Source organism: Paraburkholderia sp. 40 (assembly GCF_050434105.1).
In the GTDB taxonomy this organism is placed as follows: Bacteria; Pseudomonadota; Gammaproteobacteria; order Burkholderiales; family Burkholderiaceae; genus Paraburkholderia; species Paraburkholderia tuberum.
This window is the reverse complement of the sequence record NZ_JBNPVY010000004.1, coordinates 2211277-2236542: the sequence shown is the minus strand read 5'-3', so window position 1 is coordinate 2236542 and position 25266 is coordinate 2211277. Positions and strand designations below refer to the sequence as shown.

Below are 25266 nucleotides of genomic sequence, written 5' to 3'. Positions count from 1 at the left end.
ACGGTGTGGGGCCGTCCGGTGGGAGGAAGTGCGGGCTACTCACTCAGAAGAAGACGCTTAAGCTTGTCAAGGAAAGCCTCAGTGGTCTGCTCCCACGCCGTCGGATCGCACTGGTAGCCAAATTCCTCCTCGAAGGCCGCGTCAAGATTTCCAGCATGATCGCTCTTGAACCGGTCTATGTCGGCCACCGTCGCGTTGATCATGTCTGGCGTGCATCCGCTTGCACAAGCCCGGACCAACTCTTCAATTGTGTTTCCCCAGTAGTCGAAATCTTCATTGAAGTAGCCAAGGATCAATTGCCCCAGATCGTAATATTTCATGCATCAATACCCACCAATCACTTATCGAGCATAGCTGTGAGGATGTAGTACGGCATCCCGTTATACGCCCCGTACTTCAAGACAACCTCCACTTTACTGCTATCTACCAACCTGTCGGTCTTCCTGACCAATGCGTATCCTACTTTTCTTGCAACGTCCTTTCTCAGCGTCAAAACCCGGTTTGGTGCTGCTTTTGTCCATGCGTGAATCTGCAAGGCATTTGCGCGCATTGTTTCCGATATAGCCCACTCCGCCTCCTCAAGATTTACGAAAGACGAAACTACTTTCTTTTCCGGCTCCAGCCTGAGCCTCTCCCGCAACTGCGCTTCAGTCCTCCCGACATGTTTCAAAAGCGTATGTCCACCGATCCGGCTGCCCGCTTTTGCCTCGTGCGTTTGCAGGTTAACCCGGCCCATCGTGACGCGCGCAGCGCGTGCCGCCCTGATCGAGCCAGCAAAGCCGAATGGCACGGCGATATCGAGGGACAGGCCGATATTGTTCGCCATGTCGGGGCTCGCCTTCATCGCTTCAGCGAGTTTCGTCGTGCCCTGCTGGGTCAGCGTGGCCGTGTCCTGACCAGTCCAGATCTGCCGCAGGCCCGCCGCTGCCAAGTCCGAGCCATGTACCCCGAACACGACACACCCGGCTTTGCTCGCCATCGTCGGCTCCGGCAAAACGCACAGCGCACCCGCACCGACCATTTCCAGCACGCCGCCGACGACCTGTAACCCGCCCCAAAGCCGGTTTGAAAGCATCTCCGTTTGGCTGATCGACTGGCGGGATAGCACGGCCGCGAGTTGCGGAGTACTTAGTACAACCTTCACTCCTTCGGTGTTATCGGCACCGGGCATATCGAACCCCTCTGATGTTTTTATGGGATTCCGATGCTGCCGTGCGGACCGTCTCTCAAGATTCGGACAACTCCGAATTTTCCGTAGCCCGATGCACGGTGCCTGTTCTGCATCACTTTAAGTGACTTGGGGAACGCCACGAAAATCACAGTCCGTGATTTTCATCGTTCGTGTCGTAGCGCCGCGCGCGCGCTAACCGCTACAGCATCGTCCGCACGTGCCACAGCTCGGGAAACAGCACCACGTCGAGCATCTTGCGCAGATACTGCGCGCCGCTCGTGCCGCCGGTACCCTGTTTGGAGCCGATAATCCGCTCGACGGTCGCTACATGGCGGAAACGCCATTGACGGAACGCATCCTCGAGATCGACGAGTTCCTCGGCCATCTCGTACAGCTCCCAGTGCCCGGACGGATTGCGATAGACCTCGAGCCACGCCGCTTCGACCGATGCATCATGTTCAGTCGGCTTCGTCCAGTCGCGCTCGAGCCGCGCGGGCGAAATCGCGAAGCCGCGGCGCGCGAGCAGCCGCACTACATTGAAGCCGGTCATGCATCGGTTGCAATCATCATGAACGCCACTTTCGATTTCTCCGGCCGCTCGATTCTGGTGACGGGCGCCTCCAGCGGCATCGGCCGCGCGACGGTCGAGGCGCTGTGCGCGAGCGGCGCGTCGGTCGTCGCGGCCGCGCGCAACGTGAACGAGCTCGCGCGGCTCGCCGAGGAAACCGGCTGCGAGCCGTTGAGGCTCGACATCAGCGACGAAGCCGCGATCGACGAAGCAATGGCCTCGCTCGAACCGTTCGACGGTCTGGTGAATTGCGCGGGCATCGCGTTGCTCGAACGCGCGGTGGAAACGACGGCCGCAGGCTTCGATCGCGTGATGGCGGTGAATACGCGCGGCGCGGTGCTGGTCGCGAAGCACGTCGCGCGTGGCATGCTCGACGCGGGGCGCGCGGGCAGCATCGTCAACGTGTCGAGCCAGGCCGCGCTCGTCGCGCTCGACGATCATCTGAGCTATTCGGCGTCGAAGGCCGCGCTCGATGCGGTCACGCGCGCGTTGTGCATCGAGCTGGGGCCGTACGGAATTCGCGTGAACAGCGTGAACCCGACGGTCACGCTGACGCCGATGGCGGTGCTGGCGTGGAGCGATCCTGTCAAACGCGATCCCGCTTTGCAGGCGATTCCGCTCAGGCGCTTTGCCGAATCGGCGGAAGTCGCCGCGCCGATTCTGTTTCTGTTGAGCGACGCGGCGTCGATGATCAGCGGGGTGTGTTTGCCGATCGATGGTGGTTACACCGCACGCTAGAGGGTGTCAGGCACTGCCGGTTGCCGGGTGAAATGGAAGTACACGGAGGCCCCGGCAGACGGCTGGGGCTGTCCGATGGGAGGAAAACCGGGCTACTCACTCAGAAGACGCTTAAGCTCGTCAAGAAAAGATTCCGTTGTGTGACCCCACAGCCTCGGATCGAATTGTCTGCCAAATTCGGCCTCAAGGGCTGCGTCAAGATTTCCAGCGTGATCTCGCTTGAACCGGTCTATGTCGGCCAGCTTCGCGTTAATCATTTCTGGCCTGCACCTGCTTGCACAAGCCCGAACCAACTCTTCGATTGTGTCTCCCCAGTAGTCGGAATCTTCATTGAAGTAGACACCAATCAATTGATCCAGATTGTCGTAACCCATATGTCGGTATTCACTCGAAATCAGTTCACGGAAGCCCTACCAACTGACGGGGGCCGTCCGGTGCGAGGAAAATCAGGCTACTCGCTCAGGAGAAGACGCCTAAGTTTGTCGAGAAAAGCCTCAGTGGACTGCTCCCACGCCGTCGGATCGCACTGGTAGCCAAAGTTCTCCTCAAAGGCAGCGTCAAGATTTTCAGCATGGTCGCTCTTGAATCGGTCTATCTCGGCCACCGTCGCGTTGATCTCTTCCGGTGTGCATTCGCATGTAAAAGACAAAACCAATTCTTCAATTGTGTTTCCGAACAAGTCGAAATCTTCATGGAAGCGGCCACAAATCAATTGATACAAGTTTTCGTATCTCATACATCGATATCCACGCGGAATCAGCGTTCGACCATAGCCGTGAGAATGTAGTAGGGCATCCCGTTGTATGTCCCGTACTTCAAGATGACCTTCACCTTACTGCAAACCACCAATGTATCTGTCTTCCTGATCAATGCGTGACCAACTTTTCTCCCAACGTTCTTTTCCAGCGTCAGAGTTCGTTTTGGTGCTGTCGTCCATTGCTGAATTTTTAAGGCATTTGCGCGCATCGTTTCCGAAATAGCCCACTCCGCCTCCTCAAGATTGGCGAAAGACGATACTTCGGTTCTTTTCGGTTCCAGCCTGAGCCTTTCCCGCAACTGCGCTTCAGTCCGTCCGACATGTTTCAAGAGCGTATGTCGACCGATCCGGCTGCCCGCCTTCGCCTCATGCATGTCGAGGTTGATCCGGCCCATGGTGACACGCGCAGCGCGTGCCGCCCTGATCGAGCCGGCAAAGCCGAATGGCACGGCGATATCGAGGGACAGGCCGATATTGTTCGCCATGTCGGGGCTCGCCTTCATTGCTTCAGCGAGTTTCGTCGTGCCCCGCTGGGTCAGCGTGGCCGTGTCCTGACCAGTCCAGATTTGCCGCAGGCCCGCCGCTGCCGAGTCCGAGCCATGTACCCCGAACACGACACACCCGGCTTTGCTCGCCATCGTCGGCTCCGGCAAGACGCACAGCGCACCCGCACCAACCATTTCCAGCACGCCGCCGACGACCTGTAACCCGCCCCAAAGCCGGTTTGAAAGCATCTCCGTTTGGCTGATCGACTGGCGGGATAGCACGGCCGCGAGTTGCGGAGCACTCAGTACAACCTTCACTCCGTCGGCATTATCTGCACCGGGCATATCGAATCCCTCTGATGTTTTTATGGGATTCCGATGCTGCCGTGCTGACCGTCTCTCAAGATTCGGACAACTCCGAATTTTCCGTAGCCCGATGCATGGTGCCTGTTCTGCATCACTGCAAGTAGTGATGGCTTGCTCTTTGTTCCCCGCTAGGATGCCAGGTTCGCCAGGGAAGTGCCTTGCACGCGCTAACCGCTACAGCATCGTCCGCACGTGCCACAGCTCGGGAAACAGCACCACGTCGAGCATCTTGCGCAGATACTGCGCGCCGCTCGTGCCGCCGGTGCCCTGCTTGAAGCCGATGATGCGCTCGACCGTCGTCACGTGGCGGAAGCGCCACTGGCGGAACGCATCCTCCAGATCGACGAGTTCCTCGGCCATCTCGTACAGATCCCAATGCCCGGACGGATTGCGATACACCTCGAGCCACGCCGCTTCGACCGATGCATCATGTTCGGTCGGCTTCGTCCAGTCGCGTTCGAGCCGCGCGGGCGAAATCCTGAAGCCGCGGCGCGCGAGCAGCCTCACCACTTCGTCGTAGAACGATGGCGCTTCGAGTGATGCCTTCACTTGCGCGTACACGTCGGCGCGATGCGCGTGCGGCATCAGCATCTGCTCGTTCTTGTTGCCGAGCAGGAATTCGATCTGCCGGTACTGATACGACTGAAAGCCCGACGAACTGCCGAGGTACGGCCGCATCGCCGTGTATTCGGACGGCGTCATCGTCGCGAGCACGCTCCACGCCTGCACCAGCTGCTCCATGATTCGCGACACGCGCGCAAGCATCTTGAACGCGGGCGGCAGGTCGTCGCGATGCACGGCCGCGAGCGCCGCGCGCAGTTCGTATAGCGCGAGCTTCATCCATAGCTCGCTCGTCTGATGCTGGATGATGAACAGCATCTCGTTGTGATCCGGCGACAACGGATGCTGCGCGTCCAGCACCGTGCCGAGCGACAGATAATCGCCGTAGCTCATCGACTCCGAGAAGTCGAGTTGCGCGTCGTGCCAGCCGCTGTCGGCCGCGCTCGCGGACGGCGCCGACGCCGTCCGTCCGTGCCCGAACGGGCAGCCTTGTGCCGCCGGTTCTTCTGGCAAGCCCGGCGTGTGCATGTGATCGGTCATTCTGTCGTCCTCAGGTAACGGCGCCGCGCTGGGCGAATTCAGGAGCCCGCCAGGCCTCGCGAGCGAGCACGTCGCGCAAGATTTCGACGGCGTCCCATACGTCGACGAAGCGCGTGTACAGCGGCGTGAAGCCGAAGCGCAGCACGTGCGGCTCGCGATAGTCGCCGATCACGCCGTGCGCGATCAGCGCCTGCATCACCTCGTAGCCGTGCGGATGTTCGAAGCTCGCGTGCGAGCCGCGCTGCGCATGCTCACGCGGCGTCACGAGCTTCAGTGGAAATTCGCCGCAACGTGTCTCGACGAGTTCGATGAACAGATCGGTCAGCGCGAGCGACTTCTCGCGGACGGCCTCCATGGTCGTTTGCAGGAACACGTCGAGCCCGCATTCGACGAGCGCCATCGACACCATCGGCTGCGTGCCGCACAGGTAGCGGCCCACGCCGTTGTCGGGCTGATACGTCGGGTTCATCTCGAACGGCGCGCGATGACCCCACCAGCCCGACAGCGGCTGCGCAAACTCGTTCTGATGACGTCTGGGCACCCACACGAAGGCGGGCGAACCGGGACCGCCGTTCAGATACTTGTACGTGCAGCCGACCGCGTAGTCGGCACCGACGCCGTTCAGATCGACCGGCACCGCGCCCGCCGAATGCGCGAGATCCCACAGCGCGAGCGCGCCCCTGTCGTGAATCAGCTTCGTCAGCGCGGCCATGTCGTGCATGTAGCCGGTGCGGTAGTTCACGTGCGTGATCATCGCGATCGCGGTGTCCTCGCCGATCGCGTCGGGCAGTTCGGACGGATCGTCGACGAGGCGCAGCTCGTAGCCGCGATCGAGCTGCTCGATCAGGCCCTGCGCGATATACAGATCGCTCGGAAAGTTCGAGCGCTCGGACACGATTACGCGACGCTTCGGATCGCGCGCATTGGCGAGCCGCACGGCGGCCGACAGCAGCTTGAACAGGTTGATCGAGATCGTGTCGGTAATCACGACTTCGTCTTCGGCCGCACCGATCAGCGGCGCGAGCTTGTTGCCGAGTCGGCGCGGCAGCGCAAACCAGCCGGCATTGTTCCAGCTGCGGATCAGTCCTTCGCCCCACTCGGCGGCGATCACGGTCTGCGCGCGCTGCGCGGCGGCGGCCGGCGGCACGCCGAGCGAGTTGCCGTCGAGATAGATGGTCGTCGGCGACAGCGCGAACTGGTCACGCAGCGCTGCGAGCGGTTCGGCGCTGTCGAGCGCCACGGCTTCATCACGATGGTTCATGGTGGTTCGATGAGTTGGGTTGTCGGGTTGATCGCTCGCCGGGGAGCGTGGCTGAGCGCGAGCCGGGCAGTGCACGCAGCACCGCGCGCACCGGGCTCGCGTCGAGCGTGGTCAGCTTCAGCGGCAGCGCGATCAGCTCGTAGTCGCCGGGTTCGACCGCGTCGAGCACGATGCCCTCGAGAATCGCCATCCGGTGCGCGCGAATGCGGTGATGCGCATCCATCGTCTTCGATTCCTGCGGATCGAGCGACGGCGTGTCGATGCCGAGCAGCGTCACGCCGCGCGCGGCGAGCAGGTCGACGGTCTCGGGCGCGACCGCGCAGAACGCACTATCCCACTCGCGCGTCGGCGCTTTTCTGTAAGTGCGCAGTAAGACTCGCGGCGGCAAATCGTCGAGCGAGCCGGCCAGATGTTGTGGCGTCACAACAGGCGACGCGCCGATACAGTCAATCACTCTGCATAAACCGAGATATGCGTCGAGCGACACGTTGCCGATCGCGGCGCCGTCGGCGTCGTAGTGCAGCGGCGCATCGGTATGCGCGCCGGTGTGCGGCGAGATCGTCAGACGCGCGACATTGACCGGCGAGCCAGCCTCCATGCGCCAGACGCGCTCGATGCCGACCGGCGTGTCGCCCGGCCAGACGGGCGTGGCGGTATCGACGGCGGGGGTGATGTCCCAGAGTGCTCGCATGACGGTGTCGACGGTTGGTAACTATCTCTAAATGATAGAGGTCAAGCTGTGAAATGTGATTGCGAAAAAATCTCCTTACCAGCCGTGTCTTGGAACATAATTTGATTCAAACCGGAAAGGGAGACCGAATATGAACGCGATCTCGCTCGACGCCACCGATTGCCGTATCTTGACGGTGCTTCAGCAGGAAGGACGGATCAGCAATCTCGACCTGGCGGAGCGCATCTCGCTCTCGCCATCGGCCTGTCTGCGACGCCTGCGTCTGCTGGAAGAGCAGGGCGTCATCGAACACTACCGAGCGTGCCTGAACCGCGAAGTTTTGGGGTTCGAGCTGGAAGCGTTCGTGCAGGTATCGATGCGCAACGACCAGCAGAACTGGCACGAGCGCTTTGCCGACGCGCTGCGCGACTGGCCAGAAGTGGTCGGCGCTTTCGTCGTGACCGGCGAAACCCACTATCTGCTGCGCGTGCTCGCGCACAACCTCAAACACTATTCGGACTTCGTGCTCAATCGCCTGTACAAGGCGCCGGGGGTGATGGACATCCGCTCGAACATCGTGCTCGAAACGCTGAAGGAAGATTCGGGCGTGCCGGTGTCGCTCGTGAAGAAGACCAGCGGGCACGGAGCCACGCATAGCGACCGTTGAGGATGATGAGGGCGGGGCGTGCCGTTTTCGACGCGTCCAACCGACAGGCGCTACGGACGCCAGGGAAGCGCCGCGCCGCTCAAAGCGGCTTCAGGCCGTGGAACTGCGCGCTCTGGAACACGAGCGGCAGCATGTCCGCGGCATTTTCATGCACACCGCAGCGCTCCACTTCGCCGACGAAAATCACGTGGTCGCCTTCCTCGTAGCGGCTGCGGTTATGGCATTCGAACCACGCGAGTGCGCCGTCGAGCACCGGCATGCCGCTGTCGCCCGCCGCGTGCGACACGCCCTCGAAGCGGTCGCCCTTCACGGTCGCGAAGCGCTTGCACAGATCGAGCTGCGTCGAGGCCAACACATTGATCACGTAGTGACTGTTGGCGCGGAACACCGGCATCGATGCGGAGCGCGTCGCGAGACTCCACAGCACGAGCGGTGGAGAGAGCGACACCGAGTTGAACGAACTGGCCGTGATGCCGATCAGTTGGCCGGACGCGGCGCGCGTCGTAATCACGGTGACGCCGGTCGCGAACTGGCTGAGCGCCTGTTTGAACGCGGACGGGTCGAAGTTGGGTGGGCTCGCGCGCTTCATCGGGGCGAGGCCCCCGTCGCGCGCCGTGTGAAAGACCGACTACGGCGCGAATCAAGGCGCGAATTGACGCGTATACCCGTGCGGCGGGAAGCGGATGTTTCGAAAGTCATGGTGAAAATCGTTGATTTCCGCCAATTTTAACTGCAATCGCCGCGCGTGCCGCACCACGATGCGTGCGGTGCGTGGCAGCCGGGCGGCTGGATCGGCGATCTCCTCCACGGGCTGCACCCGAAAATTTGCCGATCGTGCTGGATCGAGGCGCGGGCGCGGCGCTTGCGTGTTTGAGGCACGGTTATTCACCCGTCGCGTGCCGGCGTTTCTATACTCGATATCTGCACGGCCGGATTTGCGGTCATTGCGCGACGGGTGCCTGACTCGTGCCTGACTGCGCCTTTCAGAACGCGTTTTCGGCCATATATTCGGATGCGGTGGCAGATACGGCGGCGCTACGCAGGCCGGCTGCCGTTCATTGTGTGAATCTGATCCTGGGGTGAAGCTTATGAACGAGACAGCAACGCTCGGCGGTGGATGTTTCTGGTGCCTCGAAGCGGTGTATCTGGGCGTCGAGGGCGTCAATGCGGTGGAGTCGGGTTATGCGGGCGGTCACACGCGCCATCCGAGCTACGAGCAGGTCTGCGACGGCGACACCGGTCACGCGGAAGTGGTCAAGGTCGACTTCGATCCGGCTAAGATCAGCTATCGCGAGATTCTCGACATCTTTTTCGCGATCCACGATCCGACCCAGCTGAACCGGCAGGGCAACGACGTCGGCACGCAATATCGCTCGGTGATCTTCACGCATTCCGACGCGCAGCGCGAAACCGCGCTGCAGGCGATTCGCGAGATCGGCGAACAGCGCATCTACGACGGCAAGCTCGTGACCGAGGTGATGCCGCTTGGCGACAACTACTGGCCCGCCGAGGCTTATCACCAGAACTATTTCGCGCAGCATCCGAATCAGGGCTACTGCTCGTTCGTGGTAGCGCCGAAAGTCGCGAAATTCCGCCAGAAGTTCGCGCATCGGATCAAAGCGGGTTAACGGCGCAGCGCGGGGATTGGAGTCGGCAACGGGCGGATGCGCAAGACCGCCCGCCGCTGTTCGTCACTGCGGTTCCTGTGCTTGCGATGGCACCTCGTCGCCGTTATCGCCGCGTCCCTGCGTGACACGCACGCAGGCTTCGACGATTTCTTCGGCCAGTTTCACGCAGCTGAGCGGCGCCGATCCCTCCGCCTTGTTGTTGACCGCGATCACGACCGGCTGACCAGCGAGCGCGTAGCGCGCGGCCAGTTCGGCGAGCGACGCGCGCGTCGCCGGATCTTCGTCGACGAGCCGGTTGAACGGCTCGTACTTCGCCTTCGCCTGTTCGTACTTGAAACCGCCGTGCAGGCTCCAGCGCACGATCAGCGGACCGGCCGGCTCGCCATCGAGCAGCGCGAGCGCCGCGGCCTGGCGCAGCGGATCGGGCATCCGTGCGTGAATGCCGACGCAGTAGCGCACGCCAGCCGTCTTCAGCATGCGGATGAAGCGCGGCGTGAGCAGGCTCGCGTCGCGAATCTCGACCGCGTAGCTACTGCCGTCGGGCAGCCCGGGCAGCGCGTCGAAAAACTCTCCCAGTCGTTCGATGATTACCGCCGGCTGCGCGAGCATCTGATCCGGCAGCGGCGAGAACTGGAACACCAGCGCGCCGGCCTTTGCGCCGAGGCCTTCGAGGCAGGGCGTGACGAAATCGTCGATCGCCATCTGCGCGTTCAGAAAGCACGGGTTCAGCGACACCGGCTCGCCGCGCTCGGCGCGCACGGTGGCGTCGGTGATCGTCATCGGCGCCTTGACGATGAAGCGGAAGTGCTCGGGCACCTGCTGCGCGTAGCGCAGGTATTCGGTGACCGTCAACGCCTGGTAGAACGAGCGGTCGATGCTGACCGTCTTCAGCAGCGGATGTGCGCCGTACGCACTCAAGCCCTCGCGCGACAGTTTGCTGTTGCTGTAGTCATCGCCGTAGACGATGCCTGTCCAACCCGGGAACGACCATGTCGACGTGCCGAGGTGGATCTGCGGCGGCAATTGCGCCGCGAGTGCGAGCAGCTCCGGCGACGGCGGTGCAGCGAGCACGTCGCGGCTGCGGCGCTTTTTCGGGGCATCGGCGGAAGCCGGGGCGGAGTCTGGTTCAGGAGCGGGGCTGTCGGGCGGGGCGTCGGCTTCGAACAGCGACGCGGCGGCGTTGGATTTTGCGGTCTTCGGCGTGCGCTTGTGCTCTGGCTGCGCGGCAGCGCTTGCGGCCGAATCGGCTTCACGTGCGGACATGGCCGGCGCTTCTGCCGCGGCCTCCACCGGCATCCCGAACAGATCGAACTGCTGCGTGGCCTGATGCGCCGCATCGTCCGCGCTGCCGTCCTTGCCGTTCAACGGCTCTTCAACGTCACTCGTCCTGCTCTGGTCCATCAATGTCCGGCCTGCTGTTCATCAGAATTGCGCCGCGGCGCGCGCTTCATGCACGCCGCCGCGGCGCAACCGGTCACAAACCGGGTCACAGCCGGGTCACAGCGGTTTTTCGTACATGTAGCGGCGCGACCACGGCAGGGTTTTCGCGCTGCGGCCGGCTTTGCGGCACACCACCTGGAAAATCGACACGTCGTCGTTTTCGAACGCATACGCGCAGCCGGCCAGATACACGCGCCAGATGCGGAATTTTTCGTCGTCGACGAGCTTGCGCGCCTGGTCTGCGTGGGCTTCGAAATTTTCCGCCCAGATGTCGAGCGTGTGCGCATAGTGACGGCGCAGGCTTTCGACGTCAACCGCTTCGAGCCCGCCGCGCTGCATCGCTTCGAGCGCGAGGCTGATGTGCGGCAGCTCGCCGTCCGGGAACACGAAGCGGTCGATGAACTCACCGCCGCCGAGCGCGGTTTCGCCGCTATCGGCGTCGCTCGACGTGATGCCGTGGTTCATCGCGATGCCGTCGTCGGCGAGCAGATCGTGAATTTTCTGGAAATAGCCGGGCAGGTTCTTGCGGCCGACGTGCTCGAACATGCCGACGCTCGTGATGCGGTCGAACTGCCCCTTGATGTCGCGATAGTCCTGCAGGCGGATTTCGATCTGGTTTTCGAGGCCCGCCGCTTTCACGCGCGCGGTGGCGAGATCGAACTGGTTCTGCGACAGCGTGACGCCGACGCACTTCGCGCCGAACTTCTGCGCGGCGCGCAGCACGAGCGCGCCCCAGCCGCAGCCGATGTCGAGCAGACGCTGCCCGGGCTGCAGCTGGATTTTGGTCAGAATGTGATCGATTTTCTTCAGCTGCGCGGTCGCGAGGTCTTCGGTGCCGGTCTCGAAGTACGCGCACGAGTAGACCATGTTCTCGTCGAGCCACAACTTGTAGAACTCGTTCGACACGTCGTAGTGATACTGGATCGCTTTCTTATCCGACGTCTTCGAGTGATTGAAGTAGCGCCGCACGCGCGCGAGCTTGCCGGCGCTCGTCACGGTGCTGCGCGCGAGCTGATAGCCGATATTGATGATGTCCGACAGCTTGCCCTCGATGTCGATCTTGCCTTTGACATAGGCTTCGCCAAGATTGTCGAGGCTCGGTTCGAGCAGATAGGGCAGCGCGGTTGCGCTCTTCACGTGTAGCGTGACCCGGGGCGCGGCGAACTGCCCGAAGTCGTGTTGCTGACCGTCCCACAGCACGAGGCGTGCGGGCAGGTTAGCTGTGGTTTTGACATCTTCAACCCACTGCGCCAGCTTTTTCTCCCAGAACATGTGATCTCTCCGTGTTCGTTGATTTAAAGCAAAGCTATGTGGACCGCGACATGGCGCGGCGCATTCCGCGGGCCGCGCAACGCAATCCCGCCGACGCGCGCCGCTACGTTGGCGCCGCCGCCGGCCTCATTCGTCCGGTCATCGACCGGTCAGGGCGACAGGCGTGCGATCAGCCAGTTGGCGCTTTCTTCCGCGCGCGTGTAAAGCAGACGATCGTGCAGCCGAGACGGCCGCCCCTGCCAGAATTCGATCGCGTCGGGCACCAGACGGTAGCCACCCCAGTGCGGCGGACGCGGAGGATTTTCGCCGTATTGCAGGCTGATTTCGCGTTCGCGTACTTCGAGTTGCGAACGGCTTTCAATCACCTGACTCTGATTCGATGCCCATGCGCCGATCCGCGAGCCGAGCGGACGAGACGCGAAATACGCGTCACTGTCTGCTTCGCTCGTTTTGACGACGCGGCCCTCGATGCGCACCTGGCGTTCGAGTTCGATCCAGTGAAACAGCAGGCTCGCGTAGGGGTTCACGCTCAGTTCGCGGCCCTTGCGGCTTTCATAGTTGGTGAAGAATACGAAACCGCGCTCGTCGACGCCCTTGATGAGCACGATGCGTGCCGAAGGCCGGCCGCGCGCGTCGACCGTGGCCAGCGTCATTGCATTCGGCTCGGGCAGCTTGGCGTCGATGGCCTGCTGGAACCACGTGTCGAATTGACGGAACGGATCGTGGTTGACGTCGGCAACGTCCAGTGAGTCCAGCGAGTAGTTTTTTCGAAGCTCGGCGAGTGAGATCATGTTCTTATGCGAACGCTACAGTGTGGGCCAAGTATAGCTAAGGCGTCAGGGTTTTGCGCGCGAGCGGAGCAACATATGGCGCGGCGCATGTTGCGCCAGCGCAAGCCTGCAACATTGCGTCGCTGCTCGTGGTTCTGCGCGGCTGTTTTCACGTGTTCAGGCAAAATACGGGCTGCGCGCCCCATTTGCCAAAGCAATTTGCCAAGGCGATTTGCCAAAGCGCCGCCGCCTGCTTTGTTCCGCCTGTGTTTTCGAGCCCTGCCATCATGTCCAGCACCGCCGCGCAATCCGATCTTACTACCAGCCTCGACGCGAACGAAACCGCCGACCGCGCGCGCCGTTTCGGCGGCATCGCCCGTCTGTATGGCGCGCCCGCGCTCGCCGCATTCGAGGGTGCACACGTCGCGGTGATCGGCATCGGCGGGGTGGGGTCGTGGGTCGCGGAGGCGCTTGCGCGCAGCGCGCTCGGCACGCTGACGCTGATCGATCTCGACAACGTCGCAGAAAGCAACACGAACCGGCAGATTCACGCGCTCGACGGCAACTACGGAAAACCGAAGGTCGAAGCGATGGCCGAACGCATCGCGGCAATCAATCCGTACTGCGAGGTGCGGCTGATCGAGGACTTCGTCGAGCCGGACAATTTCGCGGCCACGCTCGGCGACGGCTTCGACTATGTGATCGACGCGATCGACAGCGTGCGCACGAAGACCGCGCTGATCGCATGGTGCGTCGAGCGCAAGCAGCCGCTGATCACGGTCGGCGGCGCGGGCGGTCAGCTCGACCCGACTCGGATCCGCATCGACGATCTCGCGCTGACGATCCAGGACCCGCTGCTGTCGAAGGTGCGCGGGCAGTTGCGCAAGCAGCATGGCTTTCCGCGCGGGCCGAAGGCGAAGTTCAAGGTGAACGCCGTGTATTCCGACGAGCCGCTGATCTATCCGGAAGCGGCCGTCTGCGATATCGATGAAGAAGCCGAGCACGTGAGCACGTCGCCGGGGCATACGGGGCCGGTCGGCTTGAACTGCGCGGGGTTTGGCTCCAGCGTGTGCGTGACCGCGAGCTTTGGTTTTGCGGCCGCGGCGTACGTGTTGCGGGAGCTGGCGAAGAAGGCGACGGTTTAGGTGGGAGCCCGGGCGGCGGTTTCAACCGCGCTGACCCAGGCTGCCATCGGGCAAAACATCACAATCGATCAATACAACGACGCGCTCAGCCTGCGCCGCCACTGCGACACCAGCTCCGGCTGATGCGCGGCCAGATCGAACACCGACAACATCGTCTTGCGGCCGATATCGTCGCGGAACGCGCGGTCGCGTTGCACGATCGCGAGCAGATGTTCGAGTGCCTGCGCGTATTTGCGTCGCGCGATAAACGCATTCGCAAGATCGAAGCGTGCTTCGAGATCGTCGGGATTGCCGGCGACGCGCGCTTCGAGCGCATCGGTGGGCAGCAGGTCCGCGGCGGCGTCCACCGCGTCGAGCCGCGTCTTGATCGCGTTGAAACGCGCGTCGATGCCTTGCGTGGTTTTCGGCGACAGCAGATCGACTTCGTTGCGGGCCTCATCGATGCGGTTGTCTTCGAGCAGTAACTCGATGCGGTCCATACGCGCGTCGTCGAAGCCCGGGTCGTACGCGAGCGCCGCTTGCAGCAGGTCGTAGGCGTCGTCGCGGCGGCCTTCGGCGAGCGCGGTCTGCGCTTCGATGCGCGCGGCCGGCGCCCCTTGCGGCACGAGCCGGTCGAGGAACTCGCGCAGTTGTCCTTCCGTCAGCACGCCGACGAACTGATCGACGGCCTGGCCGTCGGCGAACGCGATCACGTGCGGAATGCTGCGCACCTGGAAGTGCGCGGCCAGCTCGTGGTTCTCGTCCACGTTGACCTTCACGAGCTTCCATTTGCCGGCGGCTTCGGCTTCGAGCTTTTCGAGCATCGGGCCGAGACTCTTGCAGGGGCCGCACCACGGCGCCCAGAAATCGACCAGCACGGGGGCCAGCATCGACGCCTTGATGACGTCCTGTTCGAAAGTGGCCAGAGAGGTGTCCATTGCATCCTCGTCGATAGAAACGGTTTATGGTTAGCTGGGGCCGAATGGCACGAATTCAATGCCCACCCTGGCGCGCGGGCCCGGCGCCGTCACTTGCGCTGCGGCAGCGGAATCCATTCGGTTTCGCCGGGCACATGGCCCATTTCCTGATTGGTCCACGCGAGCTTCGCGGCTTCGATCTTCTCGCGCGAGCTCGCGACGAAATTCCATTCGATGAAGCGCTCGCCGTCGAGCTTCTCGCCGCCGAGCAGCATCACGCGCGCGCCGTGCGTGCTCGCGAGCGTGACGGTTTCGTCGAGCGCGAGCACGGCCATCTCGGCCGCTTCGAGCGGCGTGCCGTCGATTTCCAGATCGCCTTCCACCAGATATACACCGCGCTCCTCGTGCTCCGGTTCGAGCGCGAACGCGCTGCCCGGCGTGAAGTCGGCGGCGACGTACAGCGTGCCCGAAAACGTCGCGACCGGCGACACCGCGCCGAACGCGGTGCCCGCGATCACGCGCAGCGTCACGCCGTTGCGCTCGACGACCGGCAAGGTCGCCGCCGCATGATGCGCGAACGACGGCTCGGCGTCTTCATCGGCGAGCGGCAGCGCGACCCAGGTCTGGATGCCGTGAACCGTCTGGCCGCGCGCGCGGTCTTCCGGCGGCGTTCGCTCCGAATGGACGATGCCGCGCCCGGCCGTCATCCAGTTGACGTCGCCGGGGACGATCTTCTGCTCGGAGCCGAGGCTGTCGCGATGCATGATCGCGCCGTCGAACAGATAGGTGACGGTCGCGAGGCCGATATGCGGATGCGGGCGCACGTCGAGGCCGCTGCCGGGTTCGAGGGTCGCGGGGCCCATGTGGTCGAAGAAAATGAACGGGCCGACGAGGCGCGCCGCCATTGCAGGCAGCACGCGCCGCACGGTCAGATTGCCGATGTCGCGTAAGTGCGGTTTGAGGACGGCTTTGATCGAGGAAGTCATGGGCAGGCTCGACGGGAAAGTGGAAGGAGAAGGCTGGAATGATCGATTCTACTGCGCGTCGCGCGCTCCCGACGGCAACGGCGCACGCTCGCCACGAGCGGGCGCAACGAAGCGAATTTGCGGCCTCCGTTACACTGCCAGATTGCACCGTTTCATTGGAGACCCGGATGTCGCCCAGGGACTTGCTGCTCGCGCTGATCGTCGTGCTTGCGTGGGGCGTCAATTTCGTCGTGATCAAGGTCGGCCTGCATGGCGTGCCGCCGATGCTGCTCGGCGCGCTGCGCTTTACACTCGCTGCAGTGCCGGCGGTGTTTTTCGTCAAGCGGCCGCAGATGCCGTGGCGGTGGCTGTTCGCCTACGGCGCGACGATCTCGTTCGGGCAATTCGCGTTCCTGTTCTCGGCGATGTACGTCGGCATGCCGGCGGGGCTTGCATCGCTGGTGCTTCAGGCGCAGGCGTTTTTCACGCTGATCTTCGCGTCGCTGTTTCTGCACGAGCGCTTCCGTTTGCCGAACGTCGCGGGTCTGCTGATCGCCGCGGCGGGGCTCGCGGTGATCGGCCTGCAAGGCGGCCACACGCTGTCCGTCGCTGGTTTCCTGCTGACGCTGTGCGCCGCGTGCATGTGGGCACTCGGCAACATCGTTACGAAGAAGGTCGGCAAGGTCGATCTGGTCGGACTCGTCGTGTGGGGGAGCCTGATTCCGCCCCTGCCGTTTTTCGCGGCGTCGTTCGTGTTCGAAGGGCCGCGCGAGATCGCCGCCGCGTTGACTGGTATCAGCGCGCTGTCGATCTTCGCGATCGTCTATCTGGCGTTTATCGCGACGCTGCTCGGCTATGGCTTGTGGAGCCGTCTGCTGTCGCACTATCCGGCGAGCCAGGTCGCGCCGTTCTCGCTGCTGGTGCCAATCGTCGGACTCGCGTCGGCGTCGCTGCTGCTCGGCGAGCAACTGTCTGCGATGCAGGTGGCGGGCGCGTTGCTCGTGATGGCGGGGCTCGCGGTCAACGTGTTCGGCGGCTGGGTCGTGCAGCGCTTGATACCGGCACGCTGAGCAACCGTTGCGCCACGGGTTGCGAGCGTGAATAACAAAACGGCCGGAGGGCCGTTTTGTGATTGGCTCGTGTGTGCCGACATCACGTCATGCGGCTCTTTGCGAGCGGCGGATTCGCCGCGAAATAGCGCTTGATGCCGGTCAGGATCGCGCTGGCCATCCTTTCGCGATACGCGTCGTCGTTCAGGCGGCGCTCTTCGTCCGGATTGCTGATGAACGCGGTCTCGACGAGGATCGACGGAATGTCCGGCGCCTTCAGCACCGCGAAGCCGGCCTGCTCGACCGAGCCCTTGTGCAGCTTGTTGATGTCGCCGATCTCTTTGAGCACGAAGTTCCCGTAGCGCATCGAGTCGCGAATCTGCGCGGTGGTCGACATGTCGAACAGTGCGCGGTTCACGGTGGCGTCGTCGGACTTGATGTTGATGCCGCCGATCAGATCCGACGAGTTCTCCTTGTTCGCCATCCAGCGCGCGGCCGCGCTCGACGCGCCGTGCTCCGACAGCGCGAACACCGACGAGCCCTTCGCCTCGGGCGTCGTGAACGCGTCCGCGTGGATCGACACGAACAGGTCCGCGCCGACGCGGCGCGCTTTCTGCACGCGCACGTTCAGCGGCACGAAGAAGTCGGCGTCGCGCGTCATCATCGCGCGCATGTTCGGCTGCGCGTCGATCTTCGCGCGCAGCTTCTTCGCGATGTCGAGCGCGACGTGCTTCTCGTAGGTGCCTGCGCCGCCGATCGCGCCCGGGTCTTCGCCGCCATGACCCGGATCGATTGCGACGGTGAGCAGTCGCACGGTGTTGCTGCGGCTCGACTTCGGTGTGGTGAATGCGTAGGTGTCGCCGCTATCGCCGAGGTTGTCGTTGTTGCTGTCGAGACCGCGTGCGGTGCTGTTGCTGTTGGCGTTGCCACCCTTGTTGCGCGCCAGTGCGGCAGGCGGCGCGGAGGGCGCGGCCGGCGCCGTCGTGCCATGCGTGGGCGGATGCGGTACGCCCGCGGCGCCATTGCCCGCGCCACCGTTCTGCGCGTAGTGCTCGAAGAACGCTTCGCTGTTGTCGACCGGCGGCGCCGTGCCGGGGCCGGCAAGCGTCGCGGGCGGCGCGCTGTTTTCTTCGTTGAGCGCCTGCTGCTTGCGCTCGGTCTGCGCGAGCAGGTCCATCAACGGATCGGGCGCGACAGCCGGATACAGGTCGAACACGAGCCGGTACTTGTACGCGCCGACCGGCGGCAGCGCGAACACCTGCGGCTTCACCGAGCCCTTCAGGTCGAACACCATGCGCACCACGTGCGGCTGATACTGCCCGACCCGCACCGACGAAATCTGCGGATCGTTTGGTGTGATCTTCGAGACCAGCTCCTTCAGCGCCTGATCGAGGTCGAGGCCGTTCAGATCGACGACGAGCCGGTCCGGTCCCTGGAGCAGTTGCTGCGTGTTCTGCAGCGGCTGATCGGATTCGATCGTCACGCGCGTGTAGTCGCGCGCGGGCCACACGCGCACGCCGAGCACCGAGCTCGCAAACGCGAGACGCGGGGCGACGAGGCCGAGCACCAGCGTCGACGCACCCGCGCGCAGGATCTGCCGGCGCCGCCAGTTATGCGTTGCGCCCGCCGCCGATTCGATCGAATGGAACGGTTTGATTAACATCCTTCGAGACATGCCTTTCCTGATTCGCTATAAGCGCGTGCGACGAGTACGCGTGCGTCCGCGTTTGCGTCTGTGTTGCCGACGAGCCCGAGCGAAAAAACGAGATCCGGCACGCCGAGCAGCGGTCCCGCGCGTTGCGGCCATTCGACGAGGCAGACCGCGCCGGTGTCGAAATATTCGCGAAAGCCCGCGTCGGCCCATTCGGCCGGATCGGTGAATCTGTACAGATCGAAGTGATAGAGCGCGAGTTCCCCGGCGGGCCGCTCGAGCTCATACGGTTCGACGAGCGTGTAGGTCGGACTGCGCACGCGGCCGGTGTGGCCGAGGCCGCGCAAGGTCGCGCGCACGAGCGTGGTTTTGCCGGCGCCGAGGTCGCCGACCAGTTGGACTTGCAGGCCGTGGAACGCGAGGCTGCTTACAGCGCCAGGCTGGGCTGGCTGTGCTTGATGCGAGGCCGCGCGCACGCTTTCGATCGCCCGTGCGAAGCGCGCGCCGAACGCCTGCGTGGCGGCTTCGTCCGCGAGCGCGAAAGAGCGTTCGAGCAGCACGGGAGCGGACGGTAGGGGCGCGTGATCGGGATTGACAGGCATTCTCGTAAAATGGCGTGATGAACCGAAGTCCGAAGTCCCCTGTTTCCTGCACGCCCGCATCGGCCGATGATGCCGCGCGAGCTTCTGGCGCAACGTCCCGTTTCGACGAGGCGGCGCTTCGTGCGCTCGCGCTCGACATCAAGACGTGGGGCCGTGAACTCGGTTTCGGGGCGATCGGCATTAGCGATACCGATCTGTCGGCCGCCGAAGCGCCGCTTGCAGCGTGGCTCGAAGCGGGTTGCCACGGCGAGATGGATTATATGGCCAAACACGGCACGAAACGCGCGCGGCCGGCCGAGCTTGTGGCCGGCACGCGACGCGTGATCACCGCGCGCATCGCCTATTTGCCTGCGCAGACGCTGGGAGCAGAGGCGGCTGAAGGGGCGCATGAAGGGGGACATGAAGGGGGACATGAAAGCGCGCCTGAAAGCATGCCGCAAGACGTAACGCAACCCGCCTCACGCGCGACACCCCGCGCGCGCGACTGGCGCGCGGCCGAGCACGCGCGGCTCGCGGACCCGTCGACGGCGGTCGTGTCGATTTACGCGCGCGGCCGCGACTATCACAAGGTGATGCGCCAGCGCCTGCAACACCTGGCCGACCGGATCGAAGCGGTGATCGGGCCGTTCGGCTATCGCGTGTTCACCGATTCGGCGCCGGTGCTCGAAGTCGAGCTCGCCCAGAAGGCCGGCATCGGCTGGCGCGGCAAGCACACATTGCTGCTGCAGCGCGAGGCCGGCTCGCTGTTTTTCCTCGGCGAGATCTATGTCGACGTGCCGCTGCCGACCGACGCCGAAACCTCACCCGAGGCCGCGCCCGAAACGCCCGGCTCGCATTGCGGCAGCTGCGCGCGCTGCATCGGCGCCTGTCCGACCGGTGCGATCGTCGCGCCGTACAAGGTCGACGCGCGGCGTTGCATCTCGTATCTGACGATCGAGCTGAAGGGCAGTATTCCGCTCGACCTGCGGCCGTTGATCGGCAATCGGGTGTACGGCTGTGACGATTGCCAGCTCGTGTGTCCCTGGAACAAGTTCGCGCAGGCCGCACCGGTCGCCGATTTCGACGTGCGGCACGGGCTCGATCGCGCGTCGCTGGTCGAACTGTTCGCGTGGAGCGCTGAGGAGTTCGATACGCGCATGCTGGGCAGCGCGATTCGCCGCATCGGCTACGAGAGCTGGCTGCGCAATCTCGCGGTCGGCATGGGTAACGCGTTGCGCGCCGCGCCAGGAAGTCTCGACCTCGATGCCCGTGGCGCGATCGTGCTGGCTTTGAGGCAGCGAGCCGACGATCCGTCGGCGGTCGTGCGCGAGCATGTGGAATGGGCGCTCGAAGCGGCGTAAAGTCGTAGCAATTCGGTGTCGGCAATCTGGCACGCTAGGGTCTGTTTACATATGGAACGCACCCCAGTTCTGAATTTCATTCCAGGGGAATGCCCGCTATCGGCCGCATGGCGGCGTCGTGCGTCGCTCACGTGGCGCGGCCACGCAGCGCTCCTTACTCCTTGCCCTGCGCCCGATAGCGGGCATTCGCACGTGCGTTCCATATGTAAACAAACCCTAGAGGAGCAGGCAATCATGTTCAACGCAGTGATCGATGCGCCGTTCGGCAAGATCGGCATCCGGCTCGAAGGCGAAGCCGTGCGCGAGATCGTCTATCTGCCCGACTCGACGCCCAACGTCGCGCCCGACACGCCGCTCGCACGCGAGGTGGCCGAACAGATCGAGCGTTATTTCGAGCACGCGTCAGCGAAATTCGAGCTGCCGCTCGCCGAGTGCGGCACCGCGTTCCAGCGGCGCGTGTGGCAGGCGATCAGCGACATCCCGCCCGGCGTCGTGCTGACTTACGGACAACTCGCGAAGCAGCTCGGCAGCGTGCCGCGCGCGGTCGGCCAGGCGTGCGGCGCCAATTTCTTTCCGATCGTGATTCCGTGTCACCGCGTGGTGAGTTCGAGCGGCATCGGCGGCTTCGCGCACGATGGCGGCGACGGTTTCTTCCGCAACGTGAAGCGCTGGTTGCTCGCGCATGAAGGTGTGCCGTACGTATGAGCACGAGCACCACCACCGATACCGCTGTACACGTCGAAGACACAGCCGCCGCATCACCGCTGCTGCTGACCAGCTCCGCATCGATCGACGCCTTCTGCGACGCGCTGTGGCTCGAACATGGCCTGTCGCGCAACACGCTCGACGCGTATCGCCGCGACTTGCGGCTCTTCTGCGAATGGCTCGCGCACGCGCGCAGCGCTTCGCTCGACACCGCGAGCGAAGCCGACCTGAACGCCTACAGCGCGGCGCGGCAAAAGGACAAGGCGACTTCGGCGAACCGCCGGCTGTCGGTGTTTCGCCGCTATTACGCATGGGCGGTGCGCGAGCATCGCGCGGCCGCCGATCCGACCTTGCGCATCCGCTCGGCGAAGCAGCCGCCGCGATTTCCTTCGACGTTGAGCGAGGTCCAGGTCGAAGCGTTGCTCGGCGCACCCGACATCGACACGCCGCTCGGCTTGCGCGATCGCACGATGCTCGAGTTGATGTACGCGAGCGGCTTGCGCGTGACCGAACTGGTCACACTGAAAACCGTCGAGGTGGGACTCAACGAAGGCGTCGTGCGCGTCACTGGCAAGGGCTCGAAGGAGCGGCTGGTTCCGTTCGGCGAAGAGGCGCACGCGTGGATCGAGCGCTATCTGCGCGAGGCGCGCCCGGCGCTCCTCGGCCCGCGCGCGGCCGATGCGCTATTCGTGACGACACGCGCGGAAGGCATGACGCGCCAGCAGTTCTGGAACATCATCAAGCGACACGCGCAGGCTGCGGGCGTCCATGCGCCGTTGTCGCCGCACACGCTGCGGCACGCGTTCGCGACCCATCTGCTCAATCACGGCGCGGATCTGCGCGTCGTGCAATTGCTGCTCGGTCACACCGATATTTCGACGACGCAGATCTACACGCACGTCGCGCGAGAGCGGCTGAAATCGCTGCATGCGCAGCATCATCCGCGCGGGTGAGCATGACGTGAAGCGCGCGGGTGCCCGCGCGCTTCACACGAACTGGCGTAACCGGTGCTTGAGAATCTTGCCGGTCGATGCGGCCGGCAGCGCCGCGAGCACCTTCAGTTCGGCTGGCCGCTTATACGGCGCGAGCCGCTCGCCGCACCACGCGATCAACTCCGCGGGCGTGACCGTCGCGCCGGAAACCAGCTCGACGAACGCGATCACCTCCTCGTTGCCCTCGACCGCGCGTCCGATCACCGCCGACTGCACGACCTGCGGATGCGCGTTCAGCACGTGCTCGACCTCGGCCGGATACACGTTGAAGCCCGAGCGGATGATCAGCTCCTTGCTGCGCCCGACGATATGCAACGCGCCGTCCGCGGCCTGCCGCGCGAGGTCGCCGGTCTTCAGCCAGCCATCCTCGGTGACGATCGCGCGGGTCTGCTCGGGGTTGCGGTAATAGCCGAGCATCACGTTCGGCCCGCGCACCCATAGCTCGCCGATCTCGCCCCGCGCAGCTTCGGCGCCGTCGAGCCCGACGAACTTCACCTCAACGCCCGGAATGACCTCGCCGACCGAGCAATCGACGCGCGGCGCGTCGACCATCGTCTGCGACACGGTCGGGCTGCTTTCGGTCATGCCGTAGCCGTTGTGCAGCGGCAGACCGTACACCGCTTCGGCCTGCGCCGTCAGCGCGGCGTCGAGCGGCGAGCCGCCCGAGTAAGCGAAGCGCAGTCGCGGCGCGGACCATGCGTGGCCGTGCGTGTGCAGATGTTCGAGCAGCTTCGCGTGCATCGCCGGCACGCCCTGGAAGATCGAGACGTGCTCGGTGGCGAGGGCGAGGCGCACCGCTTCCGGCACGAAGCGCGGCGCAAGCCGCAACGTCGCGCCCGCATGCAGGCTGCCGAGGCACACCGACGCGAAGCCGTACACATGCGAGATCGGCAGCACCGCATAGACGACGTCGTCGGGCCCGACCTGGCGCAGCCGGCTCGACACGGCCGCGATGTACAGCAGATTGCGATGCGACAGCATCACGCCTTTCGGCGTGCCGGTGGTGCCGGTCGTGTAGATCAGCGCCGCGCATTGGCGGTCGCTGGCGGCTTCGACGGCTTCGGCTTGCACGGTGCTGTCCACCACATACGACCATGCGCCGATGTCCGCCGACAGCGTGGGTGCGTGCGTCGCTCGATGCCGCTCAGCATGCTGGCGTGCGTCGGGCGAGCCTTCGAGCGCATACGCGACGACGCGCGGTTGCGCATGCGCGCGGATCGGATCGAGTTCGGCGGCCGACAATCGGGCGTTCGACACTAGCGCCCACGCATCGAGCTTCGCGGTCGCGAACAGCAGCACGATTTGCGCGATGCTGTTCTCCGCGACGATCATCACGCGATCGCCGCCGCGCACGCCCCAGTCGCGCAGCAGCGCGGCGGCCGCATGGACGGCCTCGCGCAGTTGCGCGTTGGTCAGGCGGCGCGCATCTTCGATCAGCGCGACATGCCGCGGATCGCGTGCGGCGGCGAGCGCCGGAATGTCGCCGATGCGCGCGGGCAGGGCGGCGAGCAGCGCGGGGATATCGATCGTGGAACGGATGGATGAAGCCTGCTTCAACACTGTCTCCTCTTTACCGATTCGTAGCCCTGCGCGCAGTATCTCGCACCACGCCGGCATATTTTCGAACGATCGTGCCACAAGTGTCGAGCCCGCACAATTGGCCATCCGGCAAATAGCCGTTGTGCAAACTCGCCATTACAATGCGCCGATGAGCAAATCCAGACATGTGTCGGAAACACCCGCCACGCAGCTGCTGCGCCGCCACGGCGTCGCGTTCGGCGAGCATCCTTACGACTACGTCGAGCATGGCGGCACCGCGGAATCGTCGTGCCAGCTCGGCGTCGACGAGCATCACGTCGTGAAGACGCTGGTGATGGAAGACGAGCACGCGAAGCCGTTGATCGTGCTGATGCACGGCGATCGCACCGTCAGCACCAAAAACCTCGCGCGGCAGATCGGCGCGAAGCGCGTCGAGCCGTGCAAGCCCGAGGTCGCGAACCGGCATTCGGGTTATCTGATCGGCGGCACGTCGCCGTTCGGCACGCGCAAGCAGATGCCGGTGTATGTCGAGTCGACCATTCTCGAGATGGACAAAATCTGGTTGAACGGCGGGCGGCGCGGCTTTCTCGTCAGCATCGAGCCGAAGGTGCTCACCGATCTGCTCGCGGCAAAGCCGGTGCAATGCGCGAGCGTGGACTGACGCCGATGAGCGGGTTGACGTTTGCCTGAATGTTTTTCGCGCGGACGCATTCGGTAAAATGTGCGCCGCCCTGATTCGACGGGCATGCCCTGTTGCGGTTGGGGTATCGAATGTCAGACCGCGATCCTTATAAGAGTCCCAGATGCAAAACCTGATCGTCGCTGTCGTTGCCTATCTGATCGGTTCGTTGTCGTTTGCCGTGATCGTGAGCGCCGCGATGGGTCTCGACGACCCGCGCTCGTACGGCTCGGGCAACCCGGGCGCCACCAACGTGCTGCGCAGCGGCAGCAAGAAGGCCGCGATTCTGACGCTGATCGGCGACGCCTTCAAGGGCTGGCTGCCGGTATGGCTGGTCGTGCATTTCGGCGCGCGTTACGGGCTCGACGAGCGCGCGATCGCGATTGCGTCGCTTGCGGTGTTTTTCGGTCACCTGTATCCGATTTTCTTCCGCTTCAAGGGCGGCAAAGGCGTCGCGACCGCCGCGGGCGTGCTGCTCGCGATCAACCCGACGCTCGGCGTCGCGACCTTGCTAACCTGGCTGATCGTCGCGTTCTTTACGCGCTACTCGTCGCTCGCGGCGCTGTGCTCGGCGCTGTTCGCGCCGCTGTTCTACGTGTTTCTGTTCGGGCCGCGCATCGTCGCGCTCGCGGTTCTGGTGATGAGCCTGCTGCTCGTGTGGCGGCATCGCGGCAATATTGCGAAGCTGATGCGGGGGCAGGAGAGCCGTATCGGCGACAAAAAGAAGGCAGCCAGTCCGGCGGCGGGCAACGATCTTTGAAGTGGGCTGAGCGCTTCGCCCGGCCAGATGGCCCGATGCGAAGCGCTTC

At 64.0% G+C, this 25266-nt stretch carries 28 protein-coding genes and 1 pseudogene; 10 read left to right on the top strand and 19 right to left on the bottom strand.

The genetic code is table 11. From position 1 onward, the window contains the following. Window positions 1-35 precede the first annotated feature (35 nt). From OKW28_RS32100 to OKW28_RS32090, 3 genes and pseudogenes are all read right to left on the bottom strand, one after another. On the bottom strand, window positions 36-320 hold the full coding sequence (locus tag OKW28_RS32100) for a contact-dependent growth inhibition system immunity protein (protein ID WP_184066461.1): 285 nt from the start codon (window positions 318-320) through the stop codon (window positions 36-38). 17 nt (window positions 321-337) lie between these two features. After that, the gene (locus tag OKW28_RS32095) at window positions 338-1171 is read right to left on the bottom strand and encodes an RNase A-like domain-containing protein (protein ID WP_429451504.1); all 834 of its coding nucleotides are present in this window, start codon (window positions 1169-1171) and stop codon (window positions 338-340) included. Window positions 1172-1370: 199 nt separating this feature from the next. Next, a pseudogene (locus OKW28_RS32090) lies at window positions 1371-1706 on the bottom strand (tryptophan 2,3-dioxygenase family protein); the annotation flags it as partial. A 33-nt stretch (window positions 1707-1739) separates the two neighbouring features. On the opposite strand from OKW28_RS32090, the gene OKW28_RS32085 reads away from it, so the two are divergent. Further along, window positions 1740-2477, top strand: a complete 738-nt coding sequence (locus OKW28_RS32085) for an SDR family oxidoreductase (RefSeq protein WP_429451501.1) — start codon at window positions 1740-1742, stop codon at window positions 2475-2477. 92 nt (window positions 2478-2569) lie between these two features. Here the strand turns inward: OKW28_RS32085 and OKW28_RS32080 are convergent, their stop codons facing one another. The 6 genes from OKW28_RS32080 to kynB form a co-directional block, all read right to left on the bottom strand. Further along, entirely contained in the window at window positions 2570-2851 is a 282-nt protein-coding gene (locus OKW28_RS32080; RefSeq protein ID WP_429451499.1) for a contact-dependent growth inhibition system immunity protein, read from the bottom strand. A gap of 77 nt (window positions 2852-2928) precedes the next feature. Then, window positions 2929-3213: a contact-dependent growth inhibition system immunity protein gene (locus OKW28_RS32075; RefSeq protein ID WP_429451498.1), complete on the bottom strand. Its 285-nt coding sequence runs from the start codon at window positions 3211-3213 to the stop codon at window positions 2929-2931. Window positions 3214-3233: 20 nt separating this feature from the next. Further along, the gene (locus tag OKW28_RS32070) at window positions 3234-4064 is read right to left on the bottom strand and encodes an RNase A-like domain-containing protein (RefSeq protein WP_429451496.1); all 831 of its coding nucleotides are present in this window, start codon (window positions 4062-4064) and stop codon (window positions 3234-3236) included. 195 nt (window positions 4065-4259) lie between these two features. Further along, a complete protein-coding gene (gene kynA, locus OKW28_RS32065; RefSeq protein ID WP_429451493.1) occupies window positions 4260-5186 on the bottom strand; it encodes a tryptophan 2,3-dioxygenase in 927 nt (308 codons plus the stop codon). Window positions 5187-5196: 10 nt separating this feature from the next. Further along, the gene (gene kynU / locus OKW28_RS32060) at window positions 5197-6447 is read right to left on the bottom strand and encodes a kynureninase (protein WP_429451490.1); all 1251 of its coding nucleotides are present in this window, start codon (window positions 6445-6447) and stop codon (window positions 5197-5199) included. Continuing rightward, window positions 6434-7138, bottom strand: a complete 705-nt coding sequence (kynB, locus tag OKW28_RS32055; RefSeq protein WP_429451488.1) for an arylformamidase — start codon at window positions 7136-7138, stop codon at window positions 6434-6436. Before kynB ends, kynU begins: the two co-directional genes overlap by 14 nt. A gap of 130 nt (window positions 7139-7268) precedes the next feature. Here kynB and OKW28_RS32050 point away from each other — a divergent pair, with 130 nt between their 5' ends. Next, window positions 7269-7784, top strand: a complete 516-nt coding sequence (locus OKW28_RS32050) for an Lrp/AsnC family transcriptional regulator (RefSeq protein ID WP_429451486.1) — start codon at window positions 7269-7271, stop codon at window positions 7782-7784. A gap of 79 nt (window positions 7785-7863) precedes the next feature. Here OKW28_RS32050 and OKW28_RS32045 read toward each other — a convergent pair whose 3' ends face one another. After that, on the bottom strand, window positions 7864-8373 hold the full coding sequence (locus OKW28_RS32045) for a flavin reductase family protein (RefSeq protein WP_090801653.1): 510 nt from the start codon (window positions 8371-8373) through the stop codon (window positions 7864-7866). A 51-nt stretch (window positions 8374-8424) separates the two neighbouring features. Beyond that, window positions 8425-8592, bottom strand: a complete 168-nt coding sequence (locus tag OKW28_RS32040) for a hypothetical protein (protein ID WP_429451484.1) — start codon at window positions 8590-8592, stop codon at window positions 8425-8427. 280 nt (window positions 8593-8872) lie between these two features. On the opposite strand from OKW28_RS32040, the gene msrA reads away from it, so the two are divergent. Beyond that, window positions 8873-9412 carry a peptide-methionine (S)-S-oxide reductase MsrA gene (msrA, locus tag OKW28_RS32035; protein ID WP_429451482.1) on the top strand — a complete coding sequence of 180 codons (540 nt, stop codon included), beginning with the start codon at window positions 8873-8875 and terminating at the stop codon, window positions 9410-9412. 63 nt (window positions 9413-9475) lie between these two features. Here msrA and OKW28_RS32030 read toward each other — a convergent pair whose 3' ends face one another. From OKW28_RS32030 to pdxH, 3 genes are all read right to left on the bottom strand, one after another. After that, window positions 9476-10813: a DUF72 domain-containing protein gene (locus OKW28_RS32030; RefSeq protein WP_429451481.1), complete on the bottom strand. Its 1338-nt coding sequence runs from the start codon at window positions 10811-10813 to the stop codon at window positions 9476-9478. A 96-nt stretch (window positions 10814-10909) separates the two neighbouring features. Then, a complete protein-coding gene (locus tag OKW28_RS32025; RefSeq protein ID WP_429451478.1) occupies window positions 10910-12124 on the bottom strand; it encodes a class I SAM-dependent methyltransferase in 1215 nt (404 codons plus the stop codon). A gap of 149 nt (window positions 12125-12273) precedes the next feature. Then, complete coding sequence (pdxH, locus tag OKW28_RS32020) at window positions 12274-12915, bottom strand: pyridoxamine 5'-phosphate oxidase (protein WP_429451476.1); 642 nt, start codon at window positions 12913-12915, stop codon at window positions 12274-12276. A 266-nt stretch (window positions 12916-13181) separates the two neighbouring features. Here pdxH and tcdA point away from each other — a divergent pair, with 266 nt between their 5' ends. Further along, window positions 13182-14039 (top strand): tRNA cyclic N6-threonylcarbamoyladenosine(37) synthase TcdA, encoded by an 858-nt coding sequence (gene tcdA, locus OKW28_RS32015; protein ID WP_429451475.1) that lies wholly within the window; start codon window positions 13182-13184, stop codon window positions 14037-14039. 68 nt (window positions 14040-14107) lie between these two features. Here tcdA and trxA read toward each other — a convergent pair whose 3' ends face one another. After that, window positions 14108-14956 carry a thioredoxin gene (trxA, locus tag OKW28_RS32010; protein WP_429451474.1) on the bottom strand — a complete coding sequence of 283 codons (849 nt, stop codon included), beginning with the start codon at window positions 14954-14956 and terminating at the stop codon, window positions 14108-14110. A gap of 89 nt (window positions 14957-15045) precedes the next feature. Beyond that, entirely contained in the window at window positions 15046-15921 is an 876-nt protein-coding gene (locus OKW28_RS32005) for a pirin family protein (RefSeq protein WP_429451472.1), read from the bottom strand. 167 nt (window positions 15922-16088) lie between these two features. On the opposite strand from OKW28_RS32005, the gene OKW28_RS32000 reads away from it, so the two are divergent. Further along, window positions 16089-16970, top strand: coding sequence for an EamA family transporter (locus OKW28_RS32000; RefSeq protein ID WP_429451470.1), 882 nt, complete (start codon window positions 16089-16091; stop codon window positions 16968-16970). A gap of 82 nt (window positions 16971-17052) precedes the next feature. Here the strand turns inward: OKW28_RS32000 and OKW28_RS31995 are convergent, their stop codons facing one another. Beyond that, complete coding sequence (locus OKW28_RS31995; RefSeq protein WP_429451468.1) at window positions 17053-18612, bottom strand: N-acetylmuramoyl-L-alanine amidase; 1560 nt, start codon at window positions 18610-18612, stop codon at window positions 17053-17055. Beyond that, a complete protein-coding gene (tsaE, locus tag OKW28_RS31990; RefSeq protein WP_429451466.1) occupies window positions 18606-19202 on the bottom strand; it encodes a tRNA (adenosine(37)-N6)-threonylcarbamoyltransferase complex ATPase subunit type 1 TsaE in 597 nt (198 codons plus the stop codon). Before tsaE ends, OKW28_RS31995 begins: the two co-directional genes overlap by 7 nt. 17 nt (window positions 19203-19219) lie before the next feature. Between tsaE and queG the strand changes: the two genes are divergently transcribed. The 3 genes from queG to xerD all read left to right on the top strand — a co-directional run bounded on the left by queG (window position 19220) and on the right by xerD (window position 22200). After that, entirely contained in the window at window positions 19220-20542 is a 1323-nt protein-coding gene (gene queG / locus OKW28_RS31985; RefSeq protein WP_429451464.1) for a tRNA epoxyqueuosine(34) reductase QueG, read from the top strand. A 234-nt stretch (window positions 20543-20776) separates the two neighbouring features. Continuing rightward, window positions 20777-21247 (top strand): methylated-DNA--[protein]-cysteine S-methyltransferase, encoded by a 471-nt coding sequence (locus OKW28_RS31980; protein WP_090801634.1) that lies wholly within the window; start codon window positions 20777-20779, stop codon window positions 21245-21247. Then, window positions 21244-22200 carry a site-specific tyrosine recombinase XerD gene (gene xerD / locus OKW28_RS31975; RefSeq protein WP_429451463.1) on the top strand — a complete coding sequence of 319 codons (957 nt, stop codon included), beginning with the start codon at window positions 21244-21246 and terminating at the stop codon, window positions 22198-22200. Before OKW28_RS31980 ends, xerD begins: the two co-directional genes overlap by 4 nt. A gap of 33 nt (window positions 22201-22233) precedes the next feature. On the opposite strand, the gene OKW28_RS31970 is transcribed toward xerD, so the two are convergent. Next, on the bottom strand, window positions 22234-23796 hold the full coding sequence (locus OKW28_RS31970) for a class I adenylate-forming enzyme family protein (RefSeq protein WP_429451461.1): 1563 nt from the start codon (window positions 23794-23796) through the stop codon (window positions 22234-22236). Window positions 23797-23947: 151 nt separating this feature from the next. Here OKW28_RS31970 and ybaK point away from each other — a divergent pair, with 151 nt between their 5' ends. Together ybaK and plsY are read left to right on the top strand one after the other, a co-directional pair. After that, window positions 23948-24439, top strand: a complete 492-nt coding sequence (ybaK, locus tag OKW28_RS31965; protein ID WP_184051528.1) for a Cys-tRNA(Pro) deacylase — start codon at window positions 23948-23950, stop codon at window positions 24437-24439. 142 nt (window positions 24440-24581) lie between these two features. Continuing rightward, window positions 24582-25217 (top strand): glycerol-3-phosphate 1-O-acyltransferase PlsY, encoded by a 636-nt coding sequence (gene plsY, locus OKW28_RS31960; RefSeq protein ID WP_429451459.1) that lies wholly within the window; start codon window positions 24582-24584, stop codon window positions 25215-25217. Window positions 25218-25266 lie beyond the last annotated feature (49 nt).